This is a genomic window from Pseudomonas sp. B21-010 (assembly GCF_024749325.1).
In the GTDB taxonomy this organism is placed as follows: Bacteria; Pseudomonadota; Gammaproteobacteria; order Pseudomonadales; family Pseudomonadaceae; genus Aquipseudomonas; species Aquipseudomonas kilonensis.
Genome location: NZ_CP087198.1, coordinates 3,626,672 through 3,644,626, shown reverse-complemented (window position 1 = coordinate 3,644,626; position 17,955 = coordinate 3,626,672). Strand labels below are relative to the sequence as shown.

The window sequence follows — 17,955 nt, the reverse complement described above, 5'->3', positions numbered from 1 at the left end:
TGTGTAGGAGCTGTCGAGCGAAGCGAGGCTGCGATCTTTTGATCTTTCGCTTGAGACTCAAGTGTCTGGGGAAAGATCGCAGCCTCGCTTCGCTCGACAGCTCCTACAGACCAGCCGCGTGTTGCGGCCGTTGGCGTCGCTGGGTGGCCTGGGCCAGCTTGCCCACCAGGCGGATGGCGGTGGCGGCGCAGATCAGGCCGAAGGGCAGCACATACCAGGCGCTCATGGGGATTCGTTTGAAATTGGAATAGGCAAAGATCGCCGCCAGCACCCACATGCCGGTGACATGCAGGCGCTTCCAGGCCTTGAAACCGATCAGGCGGGTGGTGCTTTTGAACGAGGTCAGCGCGAGCAGCAGGATGAACACGTAGCCCACGGTGCCGGGCACGTTGCCAAGGGTGGTGCGGCCGGGCCAGAACTCGGGATTGAGCTGGCCGTAGCTGTAGATCAGCACGGCATGGACCAGATGGGAAAACGCAAAGGCCAGCCCGATGAAGCGCCGTTCGCGCACCAGGGACCGGCTCAGGGGCGAAGGCACCAGCACCGCGAATGCCGAGGCGGTGAAGGCCAGCAGGAACAAGATAAAAGACGAGCGCGCCGTGGCGCGAATGGCACTGCGCACGCCTTCGGTCAGGTCCGGGTTGAGCACCAGGATCAACCCGGTCATCAACAGCACCAGGGCGGCGAGCAGGCTGAATAGCGACCAGCCCTGATAACGAAAGGGGGATGCAGTTGTGATAGGCATGTAAAGGCTCCTTGGATGGTGAGACCCGGTCGTGACAGCGGCCGGGAACAGGGGAGAGTCTTTCAAGCAGGTGTAAGCGGGGTGTGTCCGCAATGCAGGCCTGTGCAAGTTTGTGTATGCCGATCATCCGCAGACACACTGGCATACAAACCCGCATCCAAATCCAACCCCCAACCCCCAACCCCCAACCCCTGTGGGAGCGAGCTTGCTCGCGATGGCGTCAGGTCAGTTGAGTGGATGCTGGCAGACACACCGCTATCGCGAGCAAGCTCGCTTGTATGGTAGGACTTGAAGGGAGGAAGAGGGACAAAGCTCGATTCTGACTGTTCGCGCAGTACAGACCGTGGGAGATTTCACCCCTCCTCCTTTCACCCAAGCGCCGATAAAGAATGCATCTGGCCTAGACCGACGATAGGAACAAGCCTGCGCCTCTGGGTGAACCCTTCAAGTGTTCAAACCTTAGCCCGGAGGATTTTCAATGGCAATGCCGGTTTCTGTCGCAAAGCCGATCGTGGGTGTTGATGTCGCCAAAGATGAGTTGGTGATTTATCACGCAGAAACAGATCGACTGGAAGCGATCCCCAACACCAAAGCTGCGATCAAGAAGTGGCTCAAGGAGCTGCCCGCGCCAGTGGATGTCGCCATCGAAGCCACCAATATCTATCACCAGGAATTCGCCGACCTGGCTTATGCGCAAGGTTGTGTGATCTACATGATTGGCGGCTACGAGCTCAGCCATTACCGCAAAGGTGTGAAAGTTCGCGCTAAAACCGATGCGCTGGATGCTCGGTTGTTGGCTCGCTACTTGAACAACGAAGGCCACCAGTTGCACCCGTGGACCCCGCCATCGCCCCTGTATTGCCGGCTTATAAGCCTTTTCCGGCGCCGGGCAGCCTTGGTTCAGGCGCGTGTCAGCCTCAAGCAAAGCTGGTCAAACGAACCGTTGCTCAAAAGTGCCTTTGAGAACCAGATAAAGGCCATGCAACGACTGGAGGTCTTGCTTGAAAAAACAATCCAGACGCAGTTGGAAGCAGCGGGCTTGGGTGCTCAACTCAAGCGTTGCATGAAAGTCGAAGGCATTGGCCTGTTGAACGGTGCTCGTTTGCTCACGTCGTTTCAGCGTGGGGATTTCAGAAACGCCGATGCCTTCATCGCTTTTCTGGGCCTAGACCTGCGTATATCGGATTCAGGGAAAAAGAAGGGCCGCCGCTGCCTGTCTAAGCGAGGTGACCCAGAGGCACGTCGACTGATGCACAACGCCGCAATGTCGGCGAGGCGCACAGCGGCATGGAAGGGTTTTTATGAGGCACTGAGGGCCCGGGGACTCAGCACAACCGAAGCATTAGTGGCACTGGCCCGCAAGCTTGCTCGAGTGGTATTCGCCCTGCTGAAGAACCAGAGCGAATACTTACCGAAAGGCATTTAAGGGGTAGCCCCGCACCATAGAATCTCCCACAACTTACGACTGGGAGAACCAGGTCGGCTGTCAGGCCGCCTCGCGAGCAAGCTTTGCTCCCACAGATCCTGCTGAAACAGGTCTGATGGGTGTACGACGGGGAGAGCTAGGTCGGCTACTAGGCCGCCTCGCGGTGGACGTTGATCTCGGGCGCCCCGTTAACCACGCTGGCCGAACGCAGGCATTGTGGAGTGGGTATCCCGGCATGGATGCCGGGTTAGCCGCGCTGGGCCATGGATGGCCCTTCGCGGCGGGCCCACGGAGCAATGCCGGAGTGAGGGTACACCGAGCCTAAGCGAGGTGCCGAGTGGTGGGGCAAAGCGCTTTTGGTTACTTTTGGCGCTCTTCCAAAAGTGACCCGCTGTAAGAGCGGAACCATAAGCAGCCGTTACCGCAGCAATGGATATGTACTCAATCAACAACATCCTAGCCGACAGTCAGGCCGCCATCGCGAGCAAGCTCGCTCCCACAGGGGCCGTATCAGCTTGCGAATGCCAGGCGCAACTCGGCGCACAAGCCGCCGCCGTCGCGGTTGCTCAGGGTCAGTGAGCCGCCCATGGCGATCGCCAGTTGCTGGGCGATGGCCAAGCCCAGGCCGGTGCCGCCGGTTTCCCGGTTGCGCGAGCTTTCCACCCGGTAAAACGGCTTGAGCACCTCGGCCAGTTCCTGCTCGTTGATCCCGGGGCCGCGGTCCAGTACCTGGATCGCCAATTGCCCGTTGTCGGCCAGTTGCACATGGATCTGCGCCGCGCCACCGAACTTCAGGGCGTTGTCCACCAGGTTGACCAGCACCCGCCGCAGGGCATGGGGACGGGTGTCGATGACCGCGGCGTTTTTCCCGGTCAATTGCACGTCCTTGCCCGTGTCCTGGTAGTCGAACGCCAGGCTGTCGAGGAACGCATCCAGGCTGATCCGGCAACTGGCCTCGGTGGCGCCGTGGATGCTGCGGGCATAGGCCACGCCTTCACGCACCAGGTGCTCCATTTCACTCAAGTCGCTCCACAGCTTGTCTTTCTCGATCCCCTCGTCCATGAATTCAGCGCGCAGCTTCATGCGTGTGATGGGGGTCTGCAAGTCGTGGGAAATCGCCGCCAGCAACTGCATGCGCTCCTTGAGGTAGGCAGCGATGCGGTCCTGCATGGCGTTGAACGCTTTGGCGGCATGCACTACTTCGGTCGGGCCTTTCTCGTCCAGGCGCACGCTGTGGGCGTTAGGATCGAGGGTTTCCACCGCCTCGGCCAGTCGGGTCAATGGGCCGACGGCGAGGCGCACGGCCAGCCAGGTGCAGCCGATCAACAGCGCCAACTGCCCCAGCAACACCATCGGCAGCCAGGGGGAGAGGGGCATCATCGCCGGGCGTACGTCGATGGTCAGCGGGTTGCCGTCCGCCAGGCGCAGGTGCGCCTGATAGTGCATTTTCGGCCCGGGAATCTGTTTGAAGGTCAGGCCATAGGCCTGGCCGATGGCTTCCTGGATCGAACTGACCGAGATCGGCGCGTCGGCCAGGTCCATCGGTTGGCCGGGCAGGCCTTCGTCGAGCAGGTAGCCGTAGTTGCGCCGGGCGAGTTTCGGCAGCCAGGCCGGGCGTTCGGCGGCAGGCAGGCGGTCGAGAATCGCCACGGAGGTCGAGACGTCGGTTTCCAGGTTGCCGAGCATGGTCGACTTGGCACTCTGGTAGCGCTCGTAGTACTGGACGCCAAAGGACAGGCCCTGGGCCAGGATCAGGCCGATCAGGAAGATCAGCGACAGCCTCGAGGCCAGCGTACGCGGCCAGCGCAACGACAGGCTCATACCGAGGCCTCGAGGATCTCCACCGGCAGCGAGAACACGTAGCCTTCGCTGCGCACGGTCTTGATGTAGGCCGGCTCCCGCGCGTCGTCCAGCAGGCGCTGGCGCAGGCGGCTGACCAGCAAATCGATGGAGCGATCGAACAGGTCGGCGTCCCGGCCCTGGGTCAGGTTAAGCAACTGGTCGCGGTTGAGCACCCGTTGCGGATGGTCGAGGAATACCCGCAACAAACGATATTCGGCGCCGCTCAAGGCAACCATGGTGCCGTCGGTGTCCAGCAGGTGGCGGGCGGTGGTGTCCAGGCGCCAGCGCCCGAACGCCAGCAGGCGACCGCTTTCGGTGACCACCAGGTTGGGCGGCAGCATGCGGGTGCGGCGCAGCACGGCATTGATACGGGCCAGCAGCTCACGGGCGGCGAAGGGCTTGACCAGGTAATCGTCGGCGCCCATTTCCAGGCCGATGATGCGATCGGTTTCGTCGTTGCGCGCGGTGAGCATCAGCACTGGCGTGGCCTTGTGCTTGCCGGCACGCAGCTCCCGGCACAGCACCAGGCCGTCGTCGCCGGGCATCATGATGTCCAGCACGATCAGGTCCACCGGGGTGGTTTCCAGGAAGGCGCGCATTTGCCGGCCATCGGCAACGACAGTGGTGCGCAGGCCGTTCTTTTTCAGGTAGTTGCCAACCAGTTCTCTGATCTCGCGATCGTCATCCACTATCAACACATGATCGACATGATCCATGGTGTCCAGCTCCTCGGCGTTTCGTTGTGAGCAGTCTACAGGCGCCGGCCGGCCGGGCTCGCGGCGGTTTGTATTGCAGTGTATCTGGCGCGCGACGGATACACAGCGATGCAAAAAGCCACCTGGCTCGATACAGGCGCGATACCTGCGCGGCATTCAATGGCACCCATCGAGGCGACACAACAGGCCTCGGCAGATAAACCCATTGAATCGAGGAATCGCCATGAACAGCAAAGCCATCTACGCCGCCTGCCTTTTCGCCGCACTGAACATTTGCACGCTGTCGGCCCGGGCCGAAAGCAACGTGCCGGCGCAAACCTACACCTACGGCACCCACCTGGACGTCCAGAAGGTGCTGTCCCTTAGCGAAGACGCCGAGCCGACCTGCGGCGTGGTCAACGCCCACATGACCTACCTGGATTCGGCAGGCCACAAGCAGGCGTTGGACTATCGCAAGTTTTCCGATAACTGCAGCAACCAGAACTGACCTGCTTTTGTGGCGAGCGAGCTTGCTCCCGCTGGGGCGTAGGAACTGTGTAGGAGCTGTGTAGGAGCTGTGTAGGAGCTGTCGAGTGCAACGAGGCTGCGATCTTTCCAAGGACACTTGAATCTCAAGCGAAAGATCAAAAGATCGCAGCCTTCGGCAGCTCCTACACAAGCCCAGCGGGAGCAAGCTCCCTCGCCACAGGGTCTATGTCAGCTTTTTATTTTGAGGTGTTGCCATGCTTCTGATCGCTTTTCTCGGCGGGATCCTGACGATCCTCAGCCCCTGTATTCTTCCAGTGGTGCCGTTTCTGTTCGCCCGGGCCGATCGCTCCCGTGGCTCGGTGCTGCTGACCCTCGGCGGCATGGTGCTGACGTTTGCCCTGGTCTCCAGCCTGGCGGTGGTCAGCAGCGAGTGGGTGCTGCGTGCCAGCAGCGTCGGCCGGCAAGTCGCCTTGGTGGTGATGGTGGTGTTTGCCTTGTCGCTGATCTTCAGTCGGGTCGGCACCTGGTTGGCGCGGCCGCTGGTCAGCCTGGGCAATCGCCTGGACGCCGGCGCCGGGCGGATGGCCGGGCCTGTGGCTTCAGTGCTGATCGGGGTCGCCACCGGGCTGCTCTGGGCACCGTGCGCCGGACCGATACTCGGGGTCATCCTGACCGGGGCCATGCTGCAAGGCGCCAGCACCCAAACCAGCCTGCTGTTGCTCGCCTACGGCCTGGGCAGTGCCTTGTCCCTGGGGACGCTGATCCTGGCCGGGCGGGGACTGGTCGGACGCCTGAAACTCTCGCTGCCGATCACCACCTGGCTGCGCCGGGGCACGGGGGTGGCGGTATTGCTGGCGGCCGTGGCGATTGGCACCGGGGCGGATGACCGCTTGTTGGCGGCGACTTCCTCCCAACAATCGGCCAGCTTGGAAAAAAGCCTGCTGCAGAACGTGCCCAAGGCCATCGACTATATGGTGAGCAAGGCTGGCGCAAGTTCCATGCCTGCCCTCGAATCCCAGGGCGCCATGCCTGCGCTGGACGGCGCGGTGCAATGGCTGAACTCGCCCCCGCTGAGCAGCGAATCACTCAAGGGCAAGGTGGTGCTGGTGGACTTCTGGACCTACGACTGCATCAACTGCCAGCACACCTTGCCCTATGTGAACGGTTGGGCGAAGAAGTATGAAAAGGACGGCTTGGTAGTGATCGGTGTCCACACCCCGGAGTACGGCTACGAGAAAATCATCGACAACGTCCGCGAGCAGGTGCGCAAGCTGGACATCCACTACCCGGTGGCGCTCGACAATCAGTATGCGATCTGGCGTGCCTTCAACAATCAGTACTGGCCGGCTCATTACTTCATCGATGCCAACGGGCAGGTGCGCTACAGCCATTTTGGCGAAGGACGCTATGGCGAGCAGGAGCAGGTGATCCAGCAACTGTTGCAGGAGGCGAAGGTTAGCCAAATTTATAACTAAATCGTTTAAATTCAATATGTTGTAGTTATGTTATCAACTTGTTTCTAGTTCGGCGCGCCACTTGCGAACGAATGTCGCAGATGGCGAAGGAAAGCTGTCCCGTGGCGAGGGAGCTTGCTCCCGCCGGGTCTGTAGGAGCTGTGTAGGAGCTGTGTAGGAGCTGTCGAGTGCAACGAGGCTGCGATCTTTCCAAAGACGCTTGAATCTCAAGCGAAAGATCAAAAGATCGCAGGCTTCGCCAGCTCCTACAGAGCCCAGCGGGAGTAAGCTCCCTCGCCACAGGGTTGCATGCGGATTCGAGAATGGCATGCAAATGCTGGCCCCTTGCTCAGTTACATAAGGTCAAACTTCTTTCCTTTCAGAAAGTTGGGCGACAAACCTATGCGTATTTCTATGTGGGTCGTGGCGACATTTCTCCTGGCCGCCGTTTCGCTTGAGGCCCAGGCCAGGGTGCTGACGCAAAACCAGCAGTCGGTGTGCCGCTGGGGGTCGGATATCGCGGCAGGGGCGCAGGCGTCGAAGCTTTCCGGCGTCAGCCTGTACGGCGCGCGCAAGAAGCTGCAAGTGCGCAAGTTTCCCCGGCCCTGGATGCGCATGACCGCCCTGGGCATTACCGAGCAGACCTACAACAGCGCTTCGCGCCTCAAACCGGTCGCGGTCAAGCAGACTTACTACGAACAATGTGTGCGTCACGAACTGGCGCGACGCTAGGCCCTCAGGCCGGGCTACGGCCCGGCATTTCGATGCCATGCAGGTTTACCCGTCGATACAGGGTCGCCCGGGAAATGCCCAGGGCCCGGGCGGCGGCGGTGGGTTTCCAGCGATGGCGCACCAAGGCATCGAGCAGTGCCTGGCGTTCCGGGCCGGCGCTCGGCTCCGGCCCGTGATCGGCGGCGTCCGCGCGGTGCATTGACTCGGGCAGGTGGCTGAGCTGGACCACGCTGGCTTCGCACACCGCGCACGCGTAGCGCAGCACATGGCGCAACTGGCGCACATTGCCTGGCCAGTGATAGCCGAGCAGGCATTCCAGGGCCGCGCCGCTCAATTGCACTGTTGCCCCGCACAGCGCCGACTCCTCGGCAAGAATTCGATTGATCAACGCCAGCCGGTCGCTGCGCTCGCGCAACGGTGGCAGCTGGAAGCGCGCGCCACCCAGGCGGAAATACAAATCCTCGCGAAACTCGCCGGCGGCTACCAGGGTCTCCAGGTCGCGGTGGGTGGCGCAGATCACCTGGATGTCGACGGCCTTGCGGCGGGACCCGCCCAGTGGCGCCACTTCACCCTCGGCCAATACGCGTAGCAGGCGGGTCTGCAAGGCCAGCGGCATGTCGCCGATTTCATCCAGGAACAAGGTGCCGCCATCGGCCTGTTGCAACAGGCCCTGCATGCCTTTGGCCGAGGCACCGGTGAAGGCGCCGGCGACGTAGCCGAACAATTCGCTTTCGATCAGGCTTTCGGGAATAGCGGCGCAGTTCAACGCCACGAAAGGGCGATCACGGCGCTGGCTGGCCTGGTGCAACTGACGGGCGAACACTTCCTTGCCGGAACCGGTTTCGCCCTGGATCAGCACCGGCAGGTTGCGATCCTTGACCCGCACCGCCAGGCGCAGGCTGTCGGCCAGGCGTGGATCGATTTCCAACGGGGTCATCGCCACTCGCGAACGTGAACTGGCCCGCTGGCGTGGCGCGCTCAAGCGCCCGTGCATGGCGTGGTCGAGCGAGCAGAGGCTTTCGTCCTGGGCACGGTGCAGCAACTGCTGGTCGAACACCTGGCTGATGTGTTGCGGCAACTGCCCGTAATGTTGCAGCAGGTACTGGCGGGCGGCCGGGTTCAAGGCTTGCAGGCAACCGTCGTCGTCCCAGGCGAACAGGAAGTCCGGCTGGCTGTCGACGTAGCCGGCGTTGCGATGGGCCCGCAGCACCCAGTAACCCTGGGCGCTGCTCATGAAAAACGCCTGTTCGATCTCCCGGGCGCTCTGCACCACCATTTGCCGGATCAGGTGCTGCGAGCGCCGATCATCCGGCGAGCGCACCGCCGAGACGTCCAGCACCCCGAGCAATTCGCCCTGGGGGTCGAAGACCGGCGCGGCGGAGCAGGTCAGGCCAATGAACGCCGCCCGGAAATGGTCGCGCTTGTGCACCGTCACCGGGGCCTTGGCCGTGAGCACCGCCGCCACGCCGCAGGTGCCTTCCTCGCCCTCCGACCAACAGGTGCCCAGGTACAGCCCGGCCTTGCGGCAGTCATTGCGGATCGTGGTTTCCACCCGATAGTCGATGGTCTGGCCTTGGGCATCGGTCAGTAGCACGCAGTAGTCAGCATCGCGGACCCGGCCATGGAGGCGAGCCACTTCTTCGCTGGCGATATTGAGGAACAGCTCGGAGCGCTCACGGCATTGCTTGAGCACGTCCTGGGACAGGATGCGCGGGCCCTGTAGCGAACCGGGGTCCAGGTGATGTTGCTCCATGGACCGGCGCCAGGAGTCGAGGATCAGGTCCGGGACGGGCAGTTGTGGCAATTGGTTCGCGTTTTTCACCACGCGGCTGACGCAATCCACGTGCGCCCGGGAGTGAGCGGAAAGCATAGGGGCCTCCGATTCAGCTTCTTATCGTTGTGCGCACATTAAGCGCCGTTCGCCGGGTGCAGACAAGCTCGACGGGTTCTGCGGGCGGTGTGAGACGCCACGTCTCAGCGTCTCGCCGCAACCTCGTGCAGGCTGACATGGGGCGTCTCACCGGGGCTCGGTTCGCTTCATCGAAAATCCCATGGGGGCCGCTCTGGCCCGGGCTTTTAGCAGGTTCTTTTCACAACTGGCACCGCCCTTGCTCTACCTCTGGAGCCCGCTCGACGGGTCATCCAAGAATAACAACGAGGTGTCTATGGTTTCCTGCCCAGGCCGTGTGCCTGCCCCCTCCACGGTGGTGTCATGAGTCGCCGGCCGTTGACCGTGGGCATCATCGCCAACCCCGCATCGGGCCGTGACGTGCGGCGCCTGACCGCCAATGCCGGGCTGTTTTCCAGCACTGACAAGGTCTCGGTGATCCAGCGCCTGCTGGCCGCTTTCGGGGCCACCGGCATCGAACAGGTGTTGATGCCCACCGACATGATTGGCATGGCCGCCGCCGTGCTGAAGAACAGCCACGGCCGCCAGGCCCGCAGCAGCCACTGGCCGGCCCTGGAGTTTCTCGACCTGACCCTGCGCCAGACCGTCGAAGACACCCGCCGGGCCGCACGCCTGATGGCCGAGCGCGAGGTGGCGCTGATCGCCGTGCTTGGTGGCGACGGCACCCACAAGGCGGTGGCCGCCGAAGTCGGGGACATCCCGTTGCTGACCCTGTCCACCGGCACCAACAACGCCTTTCCCGAACTGCGCGAGGCCACCAGTGCCGGCTTGGCCGGTGGGTTGTACGCCAGTGGCCGGATCCCGGACTCGATCGGCTTGCGCCGCAACAAACGCTTGTTGGTCTGTGATGCCGGACGTGGCTTGCGCGAAGTCGCCCTGGTGGACGTCGCCGTGTCGCCGCTGCGGTTTGTCGGCGCCCGGGCGATCAGTCGGGCACAGGACCTGGCCGAAGTCTTCGTGACCTTCGCCGAACCGCAATCCATTGGCCTGTCGGCGCTGTGCGGCTTGTGGTTTCCGGTGTCGCGCCAGGCACCGGGTGGCGCCTGGATGCGCCTGGACCCGCAATCCCCCGAAGCGCTGCTGGTGCCGCTCGCGCCAGGGCTGCTGCAAGGCTGTGGCGTGCTCGCTGCCGGGCCCCTGGAACCGGGTATCGCCCACGGTCTGTCGCTCTCCAGCGGCACCCTGGCCCTGGATGGCGAGCGGGAAATCGAATTCAACGCGCAGGACCGACCCACGGTCACCCTCGATGCCGGCGGCCCGCTGAGCATCGACGTCAACGCGGTGCTGGCCTACGCCGCGCAACACCGTTTGCTGGCCATCGGCCGCGAACACCCGCAACACCCTCTGAATCTTCAAGAAGACACCCCAGGAGAATAAAAATGTCGACACCGCTCACCCACGATCAACTGCTGCACGCCTACCAGGTGATGCGCACCATCCGCGCCTTCGAAGAGCGCCTGCACGTGGAGTTCGCCACGGGCGAGATTCCCGGTTTCGTCCACCTGTATGCCGGCGAAGAAGCCTCGGCCGCCGGCGTCATGGCCCACCTGGGCGATGACGATTGCATCGCGTCCAACCACCGTGGTCACGGCCATTGCATCGCCAAGGGCGTGGATGTCTACGGGATGATGGCCGAGATCTATGGCAAGAAAACCGGCGTCTGCCAAGGCAAGGGCGGTTCGATGCACATCGCCGATTTCGAGAAGGGCATGCTCGGTGCCAATGGCATTGTCGGTGCCGGCGCGCCGCTGGTGGTGGGCGCCGCGCTGGCGGCCCGGCTCAAGGGCACCGACAGTGTCGCCGTGGTGTTTTTCGGCGACGGCGGCTCCAACGAGGGCGCGGTGTTCGAAGCCATGAACATGGCCTCGGTGTGGAACCTGCCGTGCCTGTTCATCGCCGAAAACAATGGCTACGCCGAAGCCACCGCCTCCAATTGGTCGGTGGCCTGCGATCACATCGCCGACCGTGCGGCCGGGTTCGGCATGCCCGGGGTGACGGTGGATGGCTTTGACTTCTTTGCCGTGCATGAGGCCGCCGGGGCCGCTGTCGAGCGCGCCCGTGCCGGGGAAGGGCCGTCGCTGATCGAGGTCAAGCTGACCCGCTACTACGGCCACTTCGAGGGCGACGCCCAAACCTATCGGGCGCCCGACGAGGTCAAGCATTTTCGCGAGAACCAGGATTGCCTGATGCAGTTCCGCGAGCGCACCACCCGAGCCGGACTGCTCACCGTCGAGCAGTTGGACCAGATCGACAAGGAAGTGGACATGCTGATTGAAAACGCCGTGAACAAGGCCAAATCCGATCCCAAGCCCACCGCGGCGGACCTGCTGACCGACGTCTACGTCAGCTATCCCTGAACGTCCTCCTGAATAACAACAATAGAGAATCCCATCATGGCGAGAAAAATCAGCTATCAGCAGGCAATCAACGAGGCCCTGGCCCAGGAAATGCGCCGCGACTCCAGCGTCTTCATCATGGGTGAGGACGTGGCCGGTGGTGCCGGCGCACCCGGTGAAAACGACGCCTGGGGCGGCGTGCTCGGCGTTACCAAGGGGCTTTACGACCAGTTCCCCGGACGCGTGCTGGACACGCCGCTGTCGGAAATCGGTTACGTCGGCGCGGCGGTCGGGGCCGCCACTTGCGGCGTGCGCCCGGTGTGCGAACTGATGTTCGTCGACTTTGCCGGCTGTTGCCTGGACCAGATCCTCAACCAGGCGGCGAAGTTTCGCTACATGTTCGGCGGCAAGGCCTCCACGCCCCTGGTGATCCGCACCATGGTCGGCGCCGGCCTGCGCGCCGCCGCCCAGCATTCGCAGATGCTCACATCGTTGTGGACGCACATTCCGGGACTGAAAGTGGTGTGCCCATCATCGCCTTACGACGCCAAGGGCCTGCTGATCCAGGCGATCCGCGACAACGACCCGGTGATCTTCTGCGAGCACAAGTTGCTCTACAGCATGCAGGGCGAGGTGCCGGAAGAGCTCTACACCATTCCCTTTGGCGAGGCCAATTTCCTGCGCGATGGCAAGGACGTGACCCTCGTGTCCTACGGGCGCACCGTCAACACCGCCATGGACGCGGCGCGCAGCCTGGCCGGACGTGGCATCGACTGCGAAGTCATCGACTTGCGCACCACCAGCCCGCTGGACGAGGACAGCATCCTGGAAAGTGTCGAGAAGACCGGGCGCCTGGTGGTGATCGACGAGGCCAACCCACGCTGTTCCATGGCCACCGATATTTCGGCGCTGGTGGCGCAAAAAGCCTTTGGCGCGCTCAAGGCGCCGATTGAAATGGTCACCGCGCCGCACACCCCGGTGCCGTTCTCCGACTCGCTGGAAGACCTGTACATCCCTGACGCGGCGAAGATCGAACAAGCCGTGCTCAACGTGATCGAGTGGAGCAAGCGCTGATGAGCCAGATTCATACCCTGACCATGCCCAAGTGGGGCCTGTCGATGACCGAGGGCCGGGTCGATACCTGGCTCAAGGAGGAGGGCCAAGCCATCACCAAGGGCGATGAAGTGATGGACGTGGAGACGGACAAGATCTCCAGCAGCGTCGAAGCGCCGTTTTCCGGCATCTTGCGCCGGCAGATTGCCCGGCAGGACGAAACCCTGGCGGTCGGCGCCTTGCTCGGCATCGTGGTCGAGGGCGAAGCCAGCGATGCCGAGATCGATGCGGTCATCGAGCAGTTCCAATCGACCTTTGTCCCCGGTGACGCAGCCGATGAAGACAGTGGGCCGAAACCGCAGAAAGTCGAGTTGGACGGCCGGGTGATCCGTTATTTCGAGCGGGGCGAGGGCGGCACGCCGCTGTTGCTGGTGCACGGTTTCGGCGGCGACCTGAACAACTGGTTGTTCAACCATGAGGCGTTGGCGGCTGGGCGTCGGGTCATTGCGCTGGATCTGCCGGGCCACGGCGAATCTTCGAAAACCCTGCAACGCGGCGACCTGGACGAACTGAGCGGCGTGGTGCTGGCCTTGCTCGATCACCTGGACATCAACGCTGTGCATCTGGTGGGGCATTCCATGGGTGGGGCGGTGTCACTGAATGCCGCGCGCCTGATGCCCCGGCGAGTCCGGTCGCTGACCTTGATCGGCAGCGCCGGGCTTGGCGCAGAGATCAACGGCAGCTACCTGCAAGGTTTTGTCGAAGCGGCCAACCGCAACGCCCTCAAGCCGCAACTGGTGCAACTGTTTTCCAATGCCGAACTGGTCAACCGCCAAATGCTCGACGACATGCTCAAGTACAAGCGCCTGGAGGGCGTGGACGCGGCGCTGCAGCAACTGTCAGCGACGCTGTTCGCCGACGGCCGCCAACAGGTGGATTTGCGCGAAGTGGTGCAGGCCGGCGACGTAGCGACCCTGGTGATCTGGGGCAGCGATGACGCAATCATCCCGGCGGCCCATGGCGAGGGGCTGAGTGCCCAGGTCGAGGTGCTGTCCGGCCAGGGCCACATGGTGCAAATGGAAGCGGCCGAGCAGGTCAACCGGCTGATCCTCGGCTTCATCGAGCAGCACTGATCAAGCGGGCGGCGACACGCGTCGTCGTCCCTACAAATTCTGGAGGCAACGTTATGAACGTTTCAATCAAGCCGACCCGCAGCATGCGCGCCGCCGTCTGGCATGGCCGCAACGACATTCGCGTCGAAGACGTGCCATTACCGGTTTCGCCGCCCGCCGGTTGGGTGCAGATCCGCGTGCAATGGTGCGGCATCTGCGGCTCCGACCTGCATGAATACGTGGCCGGGCCGGTGTTCATTCCAGTGGACGCGCCGCACCCGCTGACCGGGATCAAGGGCCAGTGCATCCTCGGCCATGAGTTCTGCGGCGAGATCGTCGAACTGGGCGCCGGCGTCGAAGGCTTCAGTGTTGGTGAACCGGTGGCGGCGGACGCCTGCCAGCACTGCGGCACCTGCTATTACTGCACCCACGGGCTCTACAACATTTGCGAGAACCTGGCCTTCACCGGGCTGATGAACAACGGTGCGTTCGCCGAACTGGTCAATGTGCCAGCCAACCTGCTCTACAAACTGCCCGCCGATTTCCCGGCCGAGGCCGGCGCGTTGATCGAGCCGTTGGCGGTGGGCATGCATGCGGTGAAAAAGGCCGGCAGCCTGCTGGGCCAGAACGTGGTGGTGGTCGGTGCCGGGACCATCGGCCTGTGCACCATCATGTGCGCCAAGGCCGCCGGGGCGGCCCAGGTGATTGCCCTGGAAATGTCCGGCGCGCGCAAGGCCAAGGCCCTGGAAGTCGGGGCCAACCATGTGATCGATCCGAACGAATGCGACGCCCTGGCCGAAGTCCGCCGTCTGACCAGTGGCCTGGGGGCCGATGTCAGTTTCGAATGCATCGGCAACAAACACACCGCCAAACTGGCCATCGACCTGATCCGCAAGGCCGGCAAGTGTGTGTTGGTGGGCATTTTCGAGGAACCCAGCCAATTCAATTTCTTCGAACTGGTTTCAACCGAAAAACAGGTACTCGGTGCGCTGGCCTACAACGGTGAATTCGCCGATGTGATTGCCTTCATCGCCGATGGACGCCTGGACATCTCCCCACTGGTCACTGGTCGCATCCAGCTGGAGCAGATTGTCGGCCAGGGCTTCAAGGAATTGGTCAATAACAAGGAGCACAACGTGAAAATCATCGTGTCTCCCGCACGGATCTGAGAGCGCCTGACGTGGGCGATTTGGCGATGGCTGGCAGCGGCCATCGCATTTTTTTTTGGCCAGGGGCGACGTTCAGTCCGGCCGATAGTCTTGCCAGACGGTCCTTTCGTTGAGTTGCAGTTGCTGCTCTTCTTCTTGCCGAAACGTACGGTCGCAGTCGAGGAAGAATTCATCGAGCTGCGGTGGCTTGATGCCGGTGCCACTGAGCATCGAATGCACCTGGCCGCGGTGATGGATCTGATGTTCGAACAGGTGCAACAGCAGCCGGTCGATGCGCTCGCGCACCACACCGTCGACACGCACCAGCTCCACGCAGCGGGCGAGGTCTTTTTTCCGCAGGGCTTCGCAGAACGCCACCAGCCGCTGGTCGGTCTGGGTTTGGCTTTGCTTCAGTTGGGCAAAGGCCAGGGTCTCGGAGAAGTCTTTTATCTGCCCATCCCGGTCGCCTTCCAGGGCGGTGAGGTAATAGCGGTCAACTTCCAGGATGTGGCAAAGCGTGGCTTGCATGGACGGGAAGAACCCCGTGCGCGGCGCTTCGTATTCGGCCTTGCTCAACTGCGCGCAGGCGCTGAGCAGCCTGTGGTTGGCCCATCGGTTGTTCAGGGCCTGGGCCAGGAAATAATTCATGGGAAGCCTCGTCAAGACTTTGTGGGAGCGAGCTTGCTCGCGAAGGGGACGGCACATCCAGCATAGCCGGCTCTGGCGGACCACTATCGCGAGCAAGCTCGCTCCCACAAGGGATTTTGTATGGGCCGCAAATCCTCCTTGCACCTTGGTCCCTGTGGGAGCGAGCTTGCTCGCGATGGCGGCCTCCCAATCACCGCCAGTTAGCGCCATGCCCTTGGGTCAAAGCCCCACATCCGGCAACACTGGCCGATTGGCCATGGCCTTGGCCATGATCTGCTCCACATACACCCGGTCCGCTTCCGGCAGGGCCAGGCGCGGTGGGCGGGTGAGGGCGCTGCCGCGGCCGGCGATGGCTTCGCACAGCTTGATGCATTGCACCAGGTCGGCGCGGGCGTCCAGGTGCAGGATCGGCATCAGCCATTCGTAGATTGGCATCGCCTCGGCGAAGCGTCCGGCGCGGGCCAGGCGGAAAATGGTCTCGCCTTCTTTTGGGAACACGTTGGACATGCCCGAGACCCAGCCTTCGGCCCCCACGGCGAGGCTTTCCAGCACCACGTCATCGAGGCCTGCAAACAACACAAAGCGATCGCCGACTTCGTTGCGCACGTCGATAAAGCGCCGGGTGTCGCCGGAGGAATCCTTGAAACACACCACGTTGTCGCAATCGGCCAGGGAAATCAGGATGTCCGGCGTCACGTCATTCTTGTAGATCGGCGGGTTGTTGTAGACCATCAGCGGCACGTCGGCGTGGCGGGCCACGTAGCGGAAATGCTCGGCGGTCTCGAAGGGCTTGGAACCGTAGACCAGCGCCGGCATCAGCATCACCCCGTCGACGCCGACCTTGCGTACCGCGTTGGCAACCTTGGCGGCTTGCACGCTGGTGAATTCGGCCACGCCGCAGATCACCGGCACGCGGCCACGGGAGGCGTCTACCGCGACTTCGGTCACGGCGATTTTTTCCTCGGCGCTCAAGGACGTGTTTTCCCCCACCGACCCGCAGACCACCAGGCCGGAAACGCCATCACGGATGACGTTGGAAATCACTTGGTGGGTTTTTTCCAGATTGATGGAAAAGTCATCGTTGAATTGGGTGGTGACGGCAGGGAAGACGCCGCTCCAGTTGATGCGTTTGCTCATGGGTTGTCTCCGTTTTTGATAGTGTTTTTGTGGCGAGGGAGCTTGCTCCCGCTGGGTCGCGAAGCGGCCCTCAGGATCTGACTGACACACCGAGTTGTCAGTCTTCAGGACTGCTTCGCAGTCCAGCGGGAGCAAGCTCCCTCGCCACAAGGGTTTTGGGTGAATCTGAAAGTCATGCGCCCGGCCAGGTATCCGAAAGCCGATAGCCCTCGGGCCACGGATCGGCTGGGTCGAGCAACAGCTGATGGGTCCCGGTGATCCACGCCCGTCCGGCGATGCACGGGTAAATCGCCGGGCGTCCGGCCATGTCGGTCAGTGAGTCGATGCGGCAGTGGAATTCGGAGCCGATGATCGAACGGCCGATAAAACCCTCGCCGACCTGCATTAGGCCCTTGGCGTGCAGCACCGCCATGCGTGCCGAGCAACCGGTGCCGGTGGGCGAGCGGTCGATCTTGCCGGGCTGGATCACCACGGCATTGGCGCCGGTGGCGATGCCGTTTTCCTGGACGATGGGCGCGGCGATCTGGCAGAACGAGATGTGTGACCAGTCGGGGTTCAACGGGTGCACGAAGCCCAATTGCTCGTTGGCGGCGCGGGTGATCTTCAAGCCCACGGCCACCAGTTCGGCGGCTTCGTCAGGGCGAATGGCAAAACCCAGGCGCTGGGCATCGACGATGACGAAGCTGTCGCCGCCATAGGCCGTGTCCACCTGCAACGAGCCCAGGCCCTCGACTTCGATCCAGGCATCGAGGCGGTCGGCGAAGGAGGGCACGTTCTTGATCTCGACCCGTTGTACCTTGCCGTCGCGGCAGTCGGCCACGGCTTCGATCAGGCCGCCCGGCGCTTCGAGCACCAGGCGGGTCTGGGGCTCGGTCATTGGCAGGATGCCGCTGTCCAGCAGCACGGTGGCAACGCACAACGAGTTGGAGCCGGACATCGGCGGCGTGTCGGCCGGTTCCATGATGATCCAGGCCATTTGCGCCCGCGGGTCCTTGGCCGGCACCAGCAGGTTGACGTGGCGGAACACACCGCCGCGGGGCTCGTTGAGGACGAAGTTGCGCAGGGTCTGGTCCTGGGCGACCCAGCGTGACTGTTCCCACACCGTGGCGCCGGGTGGAGGGGCGACGCCGCCGACGATCACATCGCCGACTTCGCCTTCGGCGTGGCAGCTGACTACATGGATGATTCTGGATGAGCGCATGGATCAAATCCTTGTGTTGTCTGGTCGG

16 protein-coding genes are annotated in these 17,955 nt (G+C 62.9%); 9 read left to right on the top strand and 7 right to left on the bottom strand.

Translation table 11 applies throughout. The features are described 5' to 3' along the window. Positions 1-103: 103 nt before the first annotated feature. Positions 104-745, bottom strand: a complete 642-nt coding sequence (locus tag LOY50_RS15925) for a ferric reductase-like transmembrane domain-containing protein (protein WP_258688306.1) — start codon at positions 743-745, stop codon at positions 104-106. Between the two features lie 478 nt (positions 746-1,223). Here LOY50_RS15925 and LOY50_RS15920 point away from each other — a divergent pair, with 478 nt between their 5' ends. Beyond that, the gene (locus LOY50_RS15920) at positions 1,224-2,171 is read left to right on the top strand and encodes an IS110 family transposase (protein ID WP_258688304.1); all 948 of its coding nucleotides are present in this window, start codon (positions 1,224-1,226) and stop codon (positions 2,169-2,171) included. Between the two features lie 510 nt (positions 2,172-2,681). Here the strand turns inward: LOY50_RS15920 and LOY50_RS15915 are convergent. Together LOY50_RS15915 and LOY50_RS15910 are read right to left on the bottom strand one after the other, a co-directional pair. Further along, on the bottom strand, positions 2,682-3,992 hold the full coding sequence (locus LOY50_RS15915; protein ID WP_258688302.1) for an ATP-binding protein: 1,311 nt from the start codon (positions 3,990-3,992) through the stop codon (positions 2,682-2,684). Continuing rightward, complete coding sequence (locus LOY50_RS15910) at positions 3,989-4,729, bottom strand: response regulator (protein WP_003202589.1); 741 nt, start codon at positions 4,727-4,729, stop codon at positions 3,989-3,991. Before LOY50_RS15910 ends, LOY50_RS15915 begins: the two co-directional genes overlap by 4 nt. 223 nt (positions 4,730-4,952) lie before the next feature. Between LOY50_RS15910 and LOY50_RS15905 the strand changes: the two genes are divergently transcribed. From LOY50_RS15905 to LOY50_RS15895, 3 genes are all read left to right on the top strand, one after another. Next, positions 4,953-5,216, top strand: coding sequence for a DUF2790 domain-containing protein (locus LOY50_RS15905; RefSeq protein ID WP_258688301.1), 264 nt, complete (start codon positions 4,953-4,955; stop codon positions 5,214-5,216). Positions 5,217-5,451: 235 nt separating this feature from the next. Beyond that, complete coding sequence (locus tag LOY50_RS15900) at positions 5,452-6,672, top strand: cytochrome c biogenesis protein DipZ (protein WP_258688300.1); 1,221 nt, start codon at positions 5,452-5,454, stop codon at positions 6,670-6,672. Between the two features lie 381 nt (positions 6,673-7,053). After that, the gene (locus tag LOY50_RS15895) at positions 7,054-7,383 is read left to right on the top strand and encodes a hypothetical protein (protein WP_077507050.1); all 330 of its coding nucleotides are present in this window, start codon (positions 7,054-7,056) and stop codon (positions 7,381-7,383) included. A gap of 4 nt (positions 7,384-7,387) precedes the next feature. Here the strand turns inward: LOY50_RS15895 and LOY50_RS15890 are convergent, their stop codons facing one another. Then, positions 7,388-9,253 (bottom strand): sigma-54-dependent Fis family transcriptional regulator, encoded by a 1,866-nt coding sequence (locus LOY50_RS15890; RefSeq protein ID WP_258688298.1) that lies wholly within the window; start codon positions 9,251-9,253, stop codon positions 7,388-7,390. A gap of 342 nt (positions 9,254-9,595) precedes the next feature. On the opposite strand from LOY50_RS15890, the gene LOY50_RS15885 reads away from it, so the two are divergent. From LOY50_RS15885 to LOY50_RS15865, 5 genes are all read left to right on the top strand, one after another. Next, a complete protein-coding gene (locus LOY50_RS15885; RefSeq protein ID WP_258688292.1) occupies positions 9,596-10,669 on the top strand; it encodes an ATP-NAD kinase family protein in 1,074 nt (357 codons plus the stop codon). A gap of 2 nt (positions 10,670-10,671) precedes the next feature. Beyond that, on the top strand, positions 10,672-11,649 hold the full coding sequence (locus tag LOY50_RS15880) for a thiamine pyrophosphate-dependent dehydrogenase E1 component subunit alpha (protein WP_003202577.1): 978 nt from the start codon (positions 10,672-10,674) through the stop codon (positions 11,647-11,649). A gap of 36 nt (positions 11,650-11,685) precedes the next feature. Beyond that, the gene (locus LOY50_RS15875) at positions 11,686-12,702 is read left to right on the top strand and encodes an alpha-ketoacid dehydrogenase subunit beta (protein WP_014339122.1); all 1,017 of its coding nucleotides are present in this window, start codon (positions 11,686-11,688) and stop codon (positions 12,700-12,702) included. Beyond that, positions 12,702-13,814, top strand: a complete 1,113-nt coding sequence (locus LOY50_RS15870; RefSeq protein WP_258688291.1) for an acetoin dehydrogenase dihydrolipoyllysine-residue acetyltransferase subunit — start codon at positions 12,702-12,704, stop codon at positions 13,812-13,814. Before LOY50_RS15875 ends, LOY50_RS15870 begins: the two co-directional genes overlap by 1 nt. Before the next feature lie 83 nt (positions 13,815-13,897). Continuing rightward, complete coding sequence (locus LOY50_RS15865) at positions 13,898-14,962, top strand: 2,3-butanediol dehydrogenase (protein WP_258691247.1); 1,065 nt, start codon at positions 13,898-13,900, stop codon at positions 14,960-14,962. Between the two features lie 72 nt (positions 14,963-15,034). Here LOY50_RS15865 and LOY50_RS15860 read toward each other — a convergent pair whose 3' ends face one another. From LOY50_RS15860 to LOY50_RS15850, 3 genes are all read right to left on the bottom strand, one after another. Further along, entirely contained in the window at positions 15,035-15,589 is a 555-nt protein-coding gene (locus tag LOY50_RS15860) for a DinB family protein (protein ID WP_253475497.1), read from the bottom strand. Positions 15,590-15,808: 219 nt separating this feature from the next. Continuing rightward, a complete protein-coding gene (locus LOY50_RS15855; RefSeq protein ID WP_253475494.1) occupies positions 15,809-16,726 on the bottom strand; it encodes a dihydrodipicolinate synthase family protein in 918 nt (305 codons plus the stop codon). A gap of 172 nt (positions 16,727-16,898) precedes the next feature. Beyond that, positions 16,899-17,927, bottom strand: a complete 1,029-nt coding sequence (locus LOY50_RS15850) for a trans-3-hydroxy-L-proline dehydratase (protein ID WP_258688290.1) — start codon at positions 17,925-17,927, stop codon at positions 16,899-16,901. Positions 17,928-17,955 lie beyond the last annotated feature (28 nt).

Bases quoted from the DNA above. Each gene is read 5' to 3' on its own strand.
- LOY50_RS15855 (WP_253475494.1), bottom strand. From the start codon at position 16,726: ATGAGCAAACGCATCAACTGGAGCGGCGTCTTCCCTGCCGTCACCACC.
- LOY50_RS15925 (WP_258688306.1), bottom strand. From the start codon at position 745: ATGCCTATCACAACTGCATCCCCCTTTCGTTATCAGGGCTGGTCGCTA.
- LOY50_RS15900 (WP_258688300.1), top strand. From the start codon at position 5,452: ATGCTTCTGATCGCTTTTCTCGGCGGGATCCTGACGATCCTCAGCCCC.
- LOY50_RS15870 (WP_258688291.1), top strand. From the start codon at position 12,702: ATGAGCCAGATTCATACCCTGACCATGCCCAAGTGGGGCCTGTCGATG.
- LOY50_RS15890 (WP_258688298.1), bottom strand. From the start codon at position 9,253: ATGCTTTCCGCTCACTCCCGGGCGCACGTGGATTGCGTCAGCCGCGTG.
- LOY50_RS15920 (WP_258688304.1), top strand. From the start codon at position 1,224: ATGGCAATGCCGGTTTCTGTCGCAAAGCCGATCGTGGGTGTTGATGTC.
- LOY50_RS15865 (WP_258691247.1), top strand. From the start codon at position 13,898: ATGCGCGCCGCCGTCTGGCATGGCCGCAACGACATTCGCGTCGAAGAC.
- LOY50_RS15895 (WP_077507050.1), top strand. From the start codon at position 7,054: ATGCGTATTTCTATGTGGGTCGTGGCGACATTTCTCCTGGCCGCCGTT.
- LOY50_RS15850 (WP_258688290.1), bottom strand. From the start codon at position 17,927: ATGCGCTCATCCAGAATCATCCATGTAGTCAGCTGCCACGCCGAAGGC.
- LOY50_RS15885 (WP_258688292.1), top strand. From the start codon at position 9,596: ATGAGTCGCCGGCCGTTGACCGTGGGCATCATCGCCAACCCCGCATCG.
- LOY50_RS15875 (WP_014339122.1), top strand. From the start codon at position 11,686: ATGGCGAGAAAAATCAGCTATCAGCAGGCAATCAACGAGGCCCTGGCC.
- LOY50_RS15910 (WP_003202589.1), bottom strand. From the start codon at position 4,729: ATGGATCATGTCGATCATGTGTTGATAGTGGATGACGATCGCGAGATC.
- LOY50_RS15880 (WP_003202577.1), top strand. From the start codon at position 10,672: ATGTCGACACCGCTCACCCACGATCAACTGCTGCACGCCTACCAGGTG.
- LOY50_RS15905 (WP_258688301.1), top strand. From the start codon at position 4,953: ATGAACAGCAAAGCCATCTACGCCGCCTGCCTTTTCGCCGCACTGAAC.
- LOY50_RS15915 (WP_258688302.1), bottom strand. From the start codon at position 3,992: ATGAGCCTGTCGTTGCGCTGGCCGCGTACGCTGGCCTCGAGGCTGTCG.
- LOY50_RS15860 (WP_253475497.1), bottom strand. From the start codon at position 15,589: ATGAATTATTTCCTGGCCCAGGCCCTGAACAACCGATGGGCCAACCAC.